Origin of the sequence: Streptomyces sp. NPDC057249, from assembly GCF_042669245.1 — a bacterium.
Lineage (GTDB): Bacteria > Actinomycetota > Actinomycetes > Streptomycetales > Streptomycetaceae > Streptomyces.
Genome location: NZ_JBHUXS010000011.1, coordinates 49,468 through 62,261, shown reverse-complemented (window position 1 = coordinate 62,261; position 12,794 = coordinate 49,468). Strand labels below are relative to the sequence as shown.

At 68.6% G+C, this 12,794-nt stretch carries 12 protein-coding genes; 6 read left to right on the top strand and 6 right to left on the bottom strand.

Annotation, left to right across the window (positions count from 1 at the left end):
• Positions 1-29 precede the first annotated feature (29 nt).
• The 3 genes from ACFUJY_RS21305 to panD are packed head-to-tail and all read right to left on the bottom strand — an operon-like array spanning position 30 to position 1,499.
• Positions 30-668 carry an aspartate/glutamate racemase family protein gene (locus ACFUJY_RS21305; protein ID WP_383301828.1) on the bottom strand — a complete coding sequence of 213 codons (639 nt, stop codon included), beginning with the start codon at positions 666-668 and terminating at the stop codon, positions 30-32.
• 21 nt (positions 669-689) lie between these two features.
• The gene (locus ACFUJY_RS21300; protein WP_383301826.1) at positions 690-1,043 is read right to left on the bottom strand and encodes a GNAT family N-acetyltransferase; all 354 of its coding nucleotides are present in this window, start codon (positions 1,041-1,043) and stop codon (positions 690-692) included.
• Positions 1,044-1,073: 30 nt separating this feature from the next.
• Positions 1,074-1,499: an aspartate 1-decarboxylase gene (gene panD / locus ACFUJY_RS21295; protein WP_143625321.1), complete on the bottom strand. Its 426-nt coding sequence runs from the start codon at positions 1,497-1,499 to the stop codon at positions 1,074-1,076.
• A gap of 451 nt (positions 1,500-1,950) precedes the next feature.
• Between panD and ACFUJY_RS21290 the strand changes: the two genes are divergently transcribed.
• On the top strand, positions 1,951-2,937 hold the full coding sequence (locus tag ACFUJY_RS21290; RefSeq protein WP_383301824.1) for a helix-turn-helix domain-containing protein: 987 nt from the start codon (positions 1,951-1,953) through the stop codon (positions 2,935-2,937).
• Between the two features lie 163 nt (positions 2,938-3,100).
• Here ACFUJY_RS21290 and ACFUJY_RS21285 read toward each other — a convergent pair whose 3' ends face one another.
• The 3 genes from ACFUJY_RS21285 to ACFUJY_RS21275 form a co-directional block, all read right to left on the bottom strand.
• Entirely contained in the window at positions 3,101-3,517 is a 417-nt protein-coding gene (locus ACFUJY_RS21285; protein ID WP_383301822.1) for a hypothetical protein, read from the bottom strand.
• Positions 3,518-3,602: 85 nt separating this feature from the next.
• The gene (locus ACFUJY_RS21280; RefSeq protein WP_383301819.1) at positions 3,603-3,986 is read right to left on the bottom strand and encodes a hypothetical protein; all 384 of its coding nucleotides are present in this window, start codon (positions 3,984-3,986) and stop codon (positions 3,603-3,605) included.
• Between the two features lie 277 nt (positions 3,987-4,263).
• Entirely contained in the window at positions 4,264-5,811 is a 1,548-nt protein-coding gene (locus tag ACFUJY_RS21275) for a xylan 1,4-beta-xylosidase (RefSeq protein WP_383301816.1), read from the bottom strand.
• Positions 5,812-6,143: 332 nt separating this feature from the next.
• Here ACFUJY_RS21275 and ACFUJY_RS21270 point away from each other — a divergent pair, with 332 nt between their 5' ends.
• From ACFUJY_RS21270 to ACFUJY_RS21250, 5 genes are all read left to right on the top strand, one after another.
• Positions 6,144-7,436: an ABC transporter substrate-binding protein gene (locus ACFUJY_RS21270; protein WP_383301815.1), complete on the top strand. Its 1,293-nt coding sequence runs from the start codon at positions 6,144-6,146 to the stop codon at positions 7,434-7,436.
• A gap of 10 nt (positions 7,437-7,446) precedes the next feature.
• On the top strand, positions 7,447-8,469 hold the full coding sequence (locus ACFUJY_RS21265; RefSeq protein ID WP_383301812.1) for a carbohydrate ABC transporter permease: 1,023 nt from the start codon (positions 7,447-7,449) through the stop codon (positions 8,467-8,469).
• On the top strand, positions 8,469-9,362 hold the full coding sequence (locus tag ACFUJY_RS21260) for a carbohydrate ABC transporter permease (protein WP_383301810.1): 894 nt from the start codon (positions 8,469-8,471) through the stop codon (positions 9,360-9,362). Before ACFUJY_RS21265 ends, ACFUJY_RS21260 begins: the two co-directional genes overlap by 1 nt.
• A 122-nt stretch (positions 9,363-9,484) precedes the next feature.
• The gene (locus tag ACFUJY_RS21255; protein ID WP_383301807.1) at positions 9,485-10,984 is read left to right on the top strand and encodes an alpha-N-arabinofuranosidase; all 1,500 of its coding nucleotides are present in this window, start codon (positions 9,485-9,487) and stop codon (positions 10,982-10,984) included.
• On the top strand, positions 10,981-12,777 hold the full coding sequence (locus tag ACFUJY_RS21250; RefSeq protein WP_383301805.1) for a CocE/NonD family hydrolase: 1,797 nt from the start codon (positions 10,981-10,983) through the stop codon (positions 12,775-12,777). Before ACFUJY_RS21255 ends, ACFUJY_RS21250 begins: the two co-directional genes overlap by 4 nt.
• Positions 12,778-12,794: the final 17 nt, after the last annotated feature.

Sequence of the window (12,794 nt, the reverse complement as noted above, 5' to 3'; positions counted from 1 at the left end):
GTACGGACGACGCGCGCGGCCCCGCCCGGTCACCGCCCCGCGGCCACCACCGCCGCGGCCAGGCCGGTGCGCGGGCTGGACAGGACCGGGATTCCGGTGGTCGTCCGCTCGGCCGCGCCGGCCATGGAGCCCTGGGCAAGCACGATGACGTCCGCGTCGCGCACCGCGTCGGCCGCAGCCGCCACCAGGTCCAGGAAGCCGTCGTGGTCCCCCGCCGTGAAGCGCTCCCAGGCGCCGCCCACCAGCACGGTGCGCACATCCGCCCCCGGCAGCCCGGCGCCGGCCGCCTCCTCGGTGAGCAGTGCGCGGGTCGGCTCCAGGGTGGAGGCGAGGGCGGCGAGAACGGTGACCCGGCCCGCCCGGACGGCCGCCGCCGCCATGGGCCGGTCGACGCGCAGGACCGGGGCGCCGACCACGATCCCCGCGGCCTCCGCGACGGCCCCGATGGTCGAGCAGGTGCAGAGCACGGCGCCCGCGCCTCCGGCCACCAGGTCCGCAACCACCGCCGCCACCTCGTCCGCCACTGCCTCGGGCCCCAGCGCCGCCGCCGTGGTCAGCAGTTCTTCCCGTACGACGTGGCGCAGGACCGTTCCCGGGTGGTCGGCGTCTCGCAGGGCGTCGAAGACCGGGACGTGGACGGGCGAGGTGTGCAGCAGCGCGAGCGTCATGCCCGGCCCGCTCCTTCCGGTTCAGTACAGCTCGGGGTGCGAGGCGAGCTGCGTCTTCGCGCGCTCCACCAGCCCTTCCGGCGCCTCGGGGGCCTCGTCGGGATGGCGCGAGGCCCACTTGGCGGCGTACGGGCACAGCGGCACGACGGGCACGCCCTCGCGCCCCGCCATCGCATAGAACTCCCTGACCAGGGCGCCGCCGATGCCCTTGCCCTCGTGCCCCGACCCGACGACCGTGTGGACGGCGACGAGCCCGGCGGGCTCACCGTCCAGCACGAAGTACGCGATGACGCCGACGGCCTCGCCGTCCTCGTACGCGGACAGCTTGCCGGCCGCCCGGTCGTCACGGATCTCGGGCCCGGTCTGCTCTGCCATGGCGGAATGCCCCTCGTTCGACGAGCCGCCTCAGCGCGCCGCGGGCACCGCGTGCGGGCTGCGCTCGGTGTCGCTGCCCGGCACGGGCGCGGAGGCGTCGGCACCGAGTGCGACGATGCGGTTGTCCGCGTCGACGTGCACGATACGCGGGACGAAGGCACGCGCCTCGGCATCCTCGACCTGGGCGTAGCTGATGAGGATGACCAGATCACCCGGGTGCACCAGGTGCGCGGCGGCCCCGTTGATCCCGATCACCCCGGAACCGCGCTCGCCCTCGATGACGTAGGTCTCCAGACGGGCCCCGTTGTCGATGTCCACGATGTGCACGAGCTCACCGGGCAGCAGATCCGCCGCCTCCATGAGCTCGGCGTCCACGGTGACGGAACCCACGTAGTGCAGGTCGGCCTGGGTGACGGTGGCACGGTGGATCTTGGACTTGAACAGAGTACGCAGCACGGGGGACTCCTCCGAGATGGCTCCCTGCCTGCTCTTTGCAGGTCAAGGGCGGCCACCACTCTACACCGGCACACACCGAACGATGCGTGCGAGGAACGTCACTCCGGGCAGGTCCACAGGCTTCCCACCTGGGTCTTCCCCTCGCTCAGGCACCTGCTGGGACGATCGCCCCCGCGTGCGCGGGAACGTGTGCTGACCGGATGCCGACACGGACGCCGTCCGGCCGCACACCACCGAACTGTCGGGCACCGGCATTGCCCCGGTTCACGGAAAGCGAAGGGCCGGGCACTTTCCTCACCATCGTCGGCATAGCGGCAGTCCTCATCAACTGCCACTGACGCTGTTGGCGCAGTGAAGCTCAAGCTTCCCTCAAACGCAGCTTCTCCTGTTCGGTGAAGTGGCAGCCTGCGACAGGAAGCGGGAGTTTCGCATCACGAAGCGAGGAGCGGTCATGATCGGGGCTGTATTCCGGACCGACGATGTGCCGGCTGCAGAAAGGTTCGAGTACTGGCGTGGGATCTTGGAGCGCACCAGGCCAAGCACCATGAGCAGCCCTCATGCCGAGCACTTCCGTGCGGAACTCCTCCTTATGGAGCTGGGGGCGGTGAAGGTCTGGCCGGCGTCCTTCCTGCCCACTCGTTATCGGCTGGACGCACAGCAGGCTCGCCAAGTGGACGCCGAGTACTATCACTTAACGCTTCTACTCGAAGGGGAACTGGGCTTGGAGCGCGCCGGCAAATTGAGCTCCTTCGGCTCACGCGATCTCTTCATGATCGATGATTCGGAGCCGTATGACCTCCAGTCGGTCGGCAACGGGCCGGACGAGCCCGTCACGGGCGTGGGTATCGACATCCCCAAAACGCTGCTTCCATGGCCGGAGCACCGGGTGCGGCCTCTGCTGGGCCGCCGTTTTTCCGGACGCGAGGGCATGGGCGTCGTACTGACGGACTTTCTCAGCGGCCTGACCCACCAGACGAAGGTACTCGCGCCGAATGATGCCTCACCGTTGGGGGCGGTTGTCGTCGAGCTCGTTTCGGCCTGGCTCGCCCAGGCGTCGAGGGTGGGCGCGTCGCTGTCTCCGGAAACGCGCCATACGGCCCTGCTTCGGCAGATCGAGGCGTTCATCGGTCAGAATCTGCACCATCCTGACCTGACGCCCCGAATGGTTGCCGCGGCACATCATATTTCTGTCAGCCATTTGCACCGTATCTATGAGCTACGGAAACACGGTGAGACGGTGGCCGCACAGATCAGGCGAAAGCGCCTGGAAGGTGCGCGGCGCGATCTCGAGAGCGAATGTGCACGCACGACACCCATCTACAAGATTGGAGAGAAATGGGGATTCTTCCGGGCCAGTGAATTCAGTCGCGCTTTCAAAGTGACCTACGGCATTTCTCCGCGGGAGCATCGAGCGGCGAAGCTGGATGAGCGCTCCTGATCATTTCCCGCAAGATGCCCTCCGAGATCTCCGTCCACTCATCCGCTTGTCCGCAGAAAAGAGGAAAGACCCGCCGAGAAGATCGGCGGGCCTTGTCAGCCGTTCACCTACGCGGTGAGGCGGGATGACCTCTGTCAGCTCGCGCCGGCCGTGGAGAGCGGGGTCATTCCGAGAATGTGTACCACTTCGAGCACCGCACCGGCGAGGTGTCTTCGATCCCGTCGAAGGTGCACACCTTCATCCGGTAGTTGAACTTCGATACCACGTCCCGCGAGAACTCGGTGTACTTCCCCGCCCCCTTACCGTTGTAGGAGGTGTGCAGCTGGGTCCAGCTGCCGTTGATGTCGAGTACCTGCAAGTAGCCGCGGACGCCGTGGCCGTCGGCGTGGAAGTCGTAGACGCGGAACTTGTCGCCGTTGTCCACGTGGTACATGGACGCCGAGATACCCACCGGGGAACCCGAATCCACCAGGTCCACCCACTGATCCCCGCTGTAGGCGAACGCGGAGGAACTCGCGCCCAGCACCAGGAAAGGCGCCGCCACGACGGATGCAATACGAAGGAGCTTGGTCTTGGTCACTCGAATCCCATCTCTGCACTTCGGCTAGTGATGTGCTGGCGCAGCTGTCCCGTGAAAGCGATGGGCATGCAGCTGCATTTCTGAGCTACTCCGAGAACGTGTAGTAGGAGGAGCACCTGACCGGCGTGGAGTCTTCGATCCCGTCGACGGTGCACACCTTCATCCGGTACTGCTTGGTTGACACCACGTCGTACGAGAACTCGGTGTACTTGCCCGCCCCCTTCCCGTTGTAGGAGGAGTGGATCGGCTGCCAGCCACCGAGACGCGGGTCCATCACCTGGAGATGGCCCCGCACTCCGTGGCCGTCGGCGTGGAAGTCGTAGACGCGGAACTTGTCGCCGTTGTCCACGTGGTACATGGACGCCGAGATACCCACCGGGGAACCCGAATCCACCAGGTCCACCCACTGATCCCCGCTGTAGGCGAACGCGGAGGAACTCGCACCCAGCACCAGGAATGGCGCCGCCACGACGGATGCGATACGAAGAAACTTCACCTTGGACACGTTGACCTCTCACCTTGCGAACTCTTGTGGCCCGCACGCATATCGGCGGACAGAACGCGAACAACGAGCCTGCTGATTAAGCAATAGCCTCAGTGTGTTCGCTGCTGAGCATGCCTCACCGGCTGCCGCCTATGTTGGGGCTGCGTCCACAGTTCCTTCGCAACGCGTCGCCAAGGCCGTAGCCGGTTTCGCATAGCGACCCAATGCCCTGCGACTCCTCTCCCGCGGTGCTGTGGAGTGCTCAGCCCTGCTCCGCGGAGGCGGCGATGCCCTCTTCGCCGAGCCCGAGCAGGCGGTCGTCGCTCCACCACTCGGGCGTCTCGTCATCGACCGGGGTGAGTTCCAGGAGCGTCACCTCGTGCGCGCTCAGGACGAGGTGCACCTCGGCACGTCCGTCGACGACGGGTACGTTGCCGTGCGCGTGGGCCGGTTCGGCGGCCTCGCGCAGGGCGTCGAGCTGACGCTGGCCGGGCGCGAGCGGCCGCCCCATCTCGCACCAGGCGGCCCAGGGGTTGCCCGCCTCCTCGCTCACGGAGCGGCGACGGAGATAGGCGGAGGTGCGCGCGTCCGGGGCTCCGACGGGCAGCGAAAGCCGGAGGGAGTGCCCGTTCACGGGAGTGCCGCCTGCCGGGTCGGCCGGTGCCCAGGCCAGCACCGTGACCCGGCCGTCGTCGTGCCGTGTCACCAGGTGGTCGTCGCCCCGGGCGAGGACCTGCTCACCCATCTCCGCCATGAACGCGTACAAGTGGTAGGTGGGCTTCTTGATCTGGCGGTGTGTCAGGAGGCCGAAGCCGCCGTGGAACGGTGCCGTGGGTATGCCCACCTCCTCGAAGACGTCGCTGAAGGTCCAGTACGAGAAGGAGTCCGCGAGGTCACCTCCGTTCGCGAGTACCGGAGCCAGGTACGCCGCGTGGAACGCGGTGTCGTGAATCGGATTGTCCGGCCGGTAGGAGGAGTTGAACTCCGTGATGTGCAGCGGGAGTTCCGCGAGTCCGGTGCCTGCCAGCTGTCGCCGCGGGGCCCCGAACTGCTCCAGCAGCGCCGAGGCCGGCATGAGGCTCTGGTGAGCGCCGAACGGCACGGGCTGGACGGGGCCGGACGAGTAGGCGTGGCGGCTGACGAAGTCGATGGGCAGGTCGCGAGCGTCCACGAACTCCGCGAAGCGCTGTATCCACTCGTCCTGGTAGCCCGGCGCCAGCGACGGGCCGCCGACCTGGAGCCCGGCGTCGACCTCCTTGACGGCCAGCGAGGTCACCTCGTACAAGCGGTGGTAGCCGTCCTGGTCGGAGGCCCAGAACGGGGCCAGGTTCGGCTCGTTCCACACCTCGACCGGCCACCGGCGCACCTGGTCGGCCCCGTAGCGGTCGATCAGGTGCTCCATGACGGCCCGGACGAGGTCCGCCCACTCCCTCTCATCACGAGGAGGGGTGATGTTGCCCTTCCACCAGAACACCGCGTCGTCGCCGGAGGCCAGCCCCGAGGGCATGAATCCGAGTTCGAGGAAGGGCGCGATGCCCACCTCCAGGTAGGCGTCGACCACTTGGTCGAGGTACGTGAAGGCGTGACGTACGCGGCGCTCACCGGCGTGGTGGTAGGGGTGGTGGATGCCCATCCCGTCGCTGAGGAGGCCGTGCCCCCGGATGTGCCGGAAACCGATGTCGCGCTGAACGAGGGCAAGCGATTCCTGGTAGTCGCGCCGGAGCGCGAGATCGAGGCGGCCGGTGCCGACGCAGTGACGCCAGGCATCGGAGAGTCGGGTTGTCGGCTGTCGGGGGACGACGATCCGCATGGTGGGGTTCCTCTGCTGCGGTGCGGCGCGAGGCGCGCCTGGACGGGCGGGCGGAAGGCCGGCGCTCGCTCAATGTGCTGCGCACCGTAGGGAGATCGGGAAAGCGGTGTCAAGACGTCGGGCGGACCGTCCGGTGATCTTCGGGCGCCCTCTCGCGGCCCACCGCCACGGCGATCGAAACGATCGATAACGATCCCGCAACTTGCGAAAACTAATGGTTGCTCAGCGTTCATTTCAGGCGGTACACCTTGCACCTACCTCACGGGTGGCTCATTAATTTGCGCAAAAAACCCGGCAGTTGGACCACCGGCAACAGATCAGGAGTTCCCACGATGACGAGGAGAATCCGCAGCACGACCGGTGCCGCGATCGGCTTGTGCGTCGCACTCGCCGCTGCCGGCTGCGCGGGCGGCGGCGACGACGGCAGCGGTACGTCCGACGGGCACGCCACGGTGACCGTCTGGACGAATGCCATGGAGGGCCGGGGGGCCAAGTACTGGAAGGACGCCGCGAAGGCGTACCAGGCCCTGCACAAGGACGTGACGGTCAAGATCCAGTCGGTCCAGAACGAGGACCTCGACGGCAAGCTGCAGAACGCGCTGAACTCGAACTCCGCGCCGAGCATCTTCCTCCAGCGCGGCGGCGGGAAGATGCAGGCCATGGTCGACGCCGGGCAGATCCGGGCCCTGGACCTGACGGACGCCGACCGGGCGAATGTGGGCGAGGCGGCCCTGCAAGGCGTATCGATCGACGGCAAGGTCTACGCGATGCCGCTCGACACGCAGCCCGAAGGCATCTACTACAGCAAGGACCTGTTCAAGAAGGCCGGCATCACCGCGCCGCCCACGACGATGGACGAGCTCACGGACGCCATCGCCAAGCTGAAGACGGTCAAGGTCGCGCCGATCGCCGTCGGCGCCAAGGACGCCTGGCCGGCCGCCCACTGGTACTACAACTTCGTTCTGCGTGAGTGCAGCCAGGAGACCATGCAGGAGGCCGCCAAGTCGCTCACGTTCGACGACCCGTGCTGGAACAAGGCCGGCGAGGACCTGGCAGGTCTGCTGGGGCACGCCCCCTTCCAAAAGGGCTTCCTGACGGCGACGTCGCAGCAGGGAGCCGGATCGTCGGCCGGCATGCTCGCCAACCGCAAGGCCGCCATGGAGCTCATGGGCAACTGGGACCCCGGTGTGATCGCCGACCTGACGCCCGACAAGAAGCAGCTGCCCGATCTGGGATGGTTCCCCTTCCCCTCGGTCCCCGGCGGCAAGGGCGACCCGACCGCCATCATGGGCGGCGCCGGGGGCTACTCCCTCGCCAAGAACGCGCCGAAGGCGGCAGCGGACTTCCTCCGGTTCGTCGTGACCAAGGAGCAGCAGGAAGCGTACGGGAAGGCGTTCGACACCATTCCGGTGAACAAGGCCGCCCAGGGGGTCGTCACCGAGACGTACAACATCTCGGCGCTGCAGGCGTTCAACAAGGCGGCGTACTCCATGCAGTTCCTCGACACCGTGTACGGCCAGAACGTCGGCAACGCCATGAACATCGCCGTCGTGAACCTGATGGCGGGCAAGGGCACGGCCGACGACATCGTGAAGGACGTCAAAGCCGCCGCCGAGAAGGGCTGAGTAAGCAGACATGAGCGACACCCTGGGCGCTGACCCGGCCCACGGCCGGCAGTCGCAGGGCTCGCGAGGAGCCAGGGGTGTGGCGAAGTCCGCGACCCCGGCTCCGCCGCGAGCGGCTGCCCGCCGCCGAGGCCGTGCCAGGATGCGACTGGAGATCACGGTCCTGTCCGCGCCGGCGATCATCATGTTCCTGGCGTTCGTGATCTTCCCGATCGTGCTCGCCGCGTACTACGGGTTCTACCGGTGGAAGGGCTACGGAGACCCCACCGACTGGGTCGGCATGGGCAACTACAAGCTGATCCTCACCGATCCCGCGTTCCACGACGTCCTGTGGCACAACGGTCTGCTGCTCGTCCTGTCCCTGGTCATCCAGGGCCCGATAGCGATCGCCCTCGCGCTGCTGCTCAACCAGAAGATCCGCGGCCGCTCGGCGATCCGCGTCCTGATCTTCGTGCCCTACATCGTGTCCGAGATCATCGTCGGCATCGGCTGGGGCCTGATCCTGCAGAGCAACGGAGCCGCCAACGGCCTGCTGGAACGGATCGGCCTGGGCTCCCTGGCGGCCGACTGGATCGCCGACCCGGACCTGGCCATCTGGACGCTGATCGCCATCATCACGTGGAAGTACATCGGGTTCGCGGTGATCCTGATGCTGGCCGGCCTCCAGTCGATCCCCGAGGAGATCTTCGAGGCCGCACAGATCGACGGTGCCACCTACTGGCAGATCCAACGCCGCATCACGCTGCCGCTGCTGGGGCCGACGATCCGCATCTGGGCCTTCCTGTCGATCATCGGCTCACTGCAGTTGTTCGACCTCGTCTACATCATCTGGGGTCCGTACGTCTCGGGCACGACCGGCACCTCGACGATGGCGATCTACATGCTCGCCCAGGGCCGCAACGCGGGCAACTACGGCTACGGCAGCGCCGTCGCGGTGGTCATGTTCGTCATCTCGCTCGTCGTCGCCCTGATCTACCAGCGCTTCGTCCTGCGCCGCGACCTCCGGGGCGCCGTCACCGAAGGGACCGTGTGATGAGCGTGACGACCACCGTCTCCCGGACGTCCTCCGCGCCGGAGCCGGCGGCACCCGCCGGCCGCCGCGACGCCCCGCAGAAGTGGGGCAGCCCCGTCGTCTACTTCGTCGCACTGCTCTTCGTCGGCGTCTGCGTCGCACCGGTGCTCTACATCGTGCTGGGCGGATTCCGCTCCAACTCGCAGATCACCACGGACCCGGCCGGCCTGCCGAACCCCTGGGTGATCGGCAACTACACCGGCATCCTCACGTCGAACGTCTTCTGGGGCGAGTTCGCCAACTCCCTCATCGTCGCGATCGCCAGCACCGTCGGCATCGTCGCCGCGGGGATGATGGTGAGCTTCGTCATCGCCCGCTACGACTTCAAGCTCAAGGGGGCGATGTACTCCCTGTTCGCCGCCGGCTTGATGTTCCCCATGGTCATCGCGATCACTCCGCTGTACCTCGTCATCAAGGACCTCGGACTCGTCGACAGCCTGCTCGGCGTGATCATCCCGCAGATCGCCTTCGGCCTGCCGACGACCGTCATCATCCTCGTGCCGTTCCTCAGGGCCATCCCCAACGAGATCGAGGAGGCCGCCGCGATCGACGGGCTGGGCCGGCTCGGTTTCTTCTTCCGCATGGTGCTGCCGCTCTCGCTGCCCGGGGTGGTGACCGTCGGCATCCTCGGATTCGTCGGCAGCTGGAACAACTACATCCTGCCCCTGTACATCCTCAACACGCAGGCGAACTACACCCTGCCGCTCGGCGTCCAGGTCTTCACCTCCCAGTACTCCACGGACACCGCGAAGGTCCTCGCCTTCACCTCACTCGCCATGCTGCCCGCACTGATCTTCTTCTCGGTATTCGAGAGGCGCATCGTCGGTGGCCTCACCGGCGCCGTGAAGGGCTGACGCGGGCATCCGGCACGCCGGACCCTCCCCCTGCCCTGCCCCTGCCGCACATCCCGGCGGGGGCGGGCCGCTGCCCGATGCCGACGCCCGGCACGCGCCATCACCGCGAAAGGACCGCCGCATTGCCCCGCGCCCACATCGAACTCGACAGGCAGGCCGTCGTCGCCCCTGTCCAGCGCCGCACCTTCGGCTCGTTCGTCGAGCACCTCGGCCGTTGTGTGTACACCGGTCTCTACGAACCGGGTCACCCGAGCGCGAACGCGGACGGGTTCCGCATGGACGTCGTCGATCTCGTCCGGGAACTCGGCAGCACGACCATCCGCTACCCGGGCGGCAACTTCGTCTCCGGGTTCCGCTGGGAGGACTCGGTCGGCCCGCGCGAGAAGCGGCCGGTGCGCCGCGACCTGGCCTGGCGTTCACTCGAATCCAACCAGGTGGGTCTGGACGAGTTCGCCCGATGGCTCAGGCTCACCGGCTCCGAGCTGATGCTGGCGGTCAACGTCGCCACCCGGGGCATCCTGCCCGCACTCGACCTGCTGGAGTACGCCAACCACCCGTCCGGCACGACGTTGTCGGACCTGCGCGTCGCCCATGGCACTCCGGAACCGCACGGCGTACGCATGTGGTGCCTCGGCAACGAGATGGACGGGCCCTGGCAGACCGGGTTCATGACGGCGGACGACTACGGCAAGCTGGCCGCCCGCACCGCCGCCGCCATGAAGCGGGCCGACAAGGACCTCGAACTCGTCGTCTGCGGCTCCTCCGGATCGGCCATGCCGACCTTCGGCGACTGGGAGCGCACCGTACTGGAGCACGCCTACGACCACGTCGACTACGTCTCCTGCCACGCGTACTACCAGGAGCACGACGGCGACCTCGGCTCCTTCCTCGCCTCGGCGACCGACATGGACTACTTCATCGACACCGTCGTCGCGACCGCCGACCACGTGGGGCACAAGAAGCGCTCGTCCAAGAAGATCGGCGTGTCCTTCGACGAGTGGAACGTCTGGTACCTCAAGGAGCACCAGGAATCCGACAGGATCCAGGAGGAGTGGCAGCACGCACCCCGTCTCCTGGAGGACACCTACACCGTGGCGGACGCCGTGGTCGTCGGCAACCTGCTGATGACACTTCTGCGCCGCAGCGACCGCGTCACCTCGGCGTCCCTGGCCCAGCTCGTCAACGTGATCGCACCGATCATGACGGAACCCGGCGGCCCGGCCTGGCGGCAGACCACCTTCTATCCGTTCTCGATCACGAGCCGGCTGGCCACCGGCGAGGTGCTCCGCCCCCTGATCGACGCGCCGACGTACGAAACGGCCCGCTACGGTGAGGCGCCCGTCGTCGACGCCGTCGCGACCGCCGGCGAGGACCGGGCCGCGATCTTCCTCGTCAACCGCGACATCGCGGAGGCGGCCCAGGTCACGGTGAACGTGCGCGGCCTCGGCCACTCACGCGTCACCGAGGCGGTGACCCTCGCCGACTCCGACGTGTACGCGAGGAACACGCTCGCCCACCCGGACCGCGTGACCCCGGTCGCGAACACCGGCGCGGCGCTCGCCGACGGCCTGCTCACCATCGAGCTGCCGCCGACCTCCTGGACGGCGGTCGCCCTGCGGTGAGCGACGGCACGAGCGCGGCTCGGGGGCGGACCGGTCCCCGGGACAGCGGCCCCGCGGACGAGCCGGCGGGCCGGATCGCCGAACGCCGCGAGACGACTTGCACGTTGCGCGACGGGACGCGTCTGCGCACCCTGCTGCTCGTCCCGCACGGACCTGGGCCGTGGCCCGCTCTGCTGACCCGTCACCCGTACGACGTCGGCCGCGAGGAACGCGACGGAATGCTCGACGTCGGGCGACTCGTCGCGGCCGGATACCTCGTGGCGCTCCAGGACGTCCGGGGCCGCTTCGGCTCCGAGGGGGTGTTCGTCCCCTGTGCGCAGGAGGTGGACGACGGCGCGGACGCCGTGGCGTGGCTCGCGGCGCTTCCCGAATGCGACGGCACCGTCGGGATGTGGGGCGCCTCCTACGCCTCGGACACCCAGTTCGCCGCCCTGCTCGGCGGCGCACCGGCGCTGCGGGCGGTCGCCCCGGCCATGACACCGGCGCTGTCGGCGCTCGACGGTTTCCGGTTCCGCGGCGGGGTGCCGGAGATCGGCAGCACCCTGGCGTGGACCCACTACGCGATCGCCCCGGACCTGATCGCGCGCATCGGTTCCGTACCGGAGCGGGCAGCCGAGACCGAGCGGTGGGAGGCCACCGAGCGGGCGCTCACGGACCGTTCGGCGTTCCGGGCCGGGGCCCCGCACGCCGGGCAGGACGCCGAGGCGATCGTCGCGTGGGGCCTGGAGCTGCTGCGGGAGCCGCTCGGGTCGGAGCGTCATCGGGAGGGGAAGGTCGTCGACCGGATCGACGCGGTCGACGTACCGGTCCTCCTGATCGGCGGATGGTTCGACGTCTTCCTCGGCCCGACCCTCGAACTCCACCGGCGCCTGCTGCGCCGCGCGAAGGACACCGGCGGGCCGGCCCCCCGCCTGCTGGTCGGCCCCTGGACGCACGACGACTTCTCGGGCCGGGCCGCCGGAGCGGACTTCGGACCGGGGGCGTCCGCCGACGATCTCGGCGGCCACGGGGACCTCACCACCCAGCACGTGCTGTGGTTCGACGCCACTCTGCGCGCTGCCACGGCGGACGTGCCGCCGGTGCGGGTGTTCCTCATGGGCACGAACCGGTGGATCGGGCTGGAGGAGTTCCCTCCGCCCGGCACCCGGACGCTGGAGCTGTACCTGAACGCGGAAGGCACGCTGACGACGGAGGCGGCGGCCGGGTCCGGCGAACGGCGGCTGACGAGCGACCCGGCGTCCCCCGTGCCCACGTGCGGCGGACCGGTGCTCCTCTTCGGGCCGTTCGGAGCCGGGCCCGCCGATCAGACGGCGATCGAGGCGCGGGAGGACGTGCTCTCCTGGCGCACCGCACCGCTCACCGGAGAGCTCACCGTGATGGGCGCGGTCCGCGCCGTCGTGCACCTCACGACCACGGGGAATGACGCGGACGTGGTCGTACGACTGTGCGACGAGGGCCCGGACGGGGTCAGCCGCGTCGTCGCCGACGGGGTGCAGCGCGGGTCGGCACGGTCCGTGGACCCGGTCACGGGCGTGGGCGAGAGACGGCCGTTGGAGCCGGGCCGGGATCACGAGTTCGTCATCGATCTCTGGTCCACGGCGCACACGTTCTCGCCGGGCCACCGGGTGCGCGTCGATGTCGCACCGAGTTCGTCACCGCGCTGGGGCGTCGGAGGAAACGTCTTCGATCCGGCCGGGCGGGCGGAGCCCGTCGTCGCGGTGTACACGATCCGTCATGGCGCGGCCCGTCCGAGCCGCCTCGTCCTCCAGGTCGTGCTGCCTGCACCGTCCTGAGCGGACGGGGACGTGGA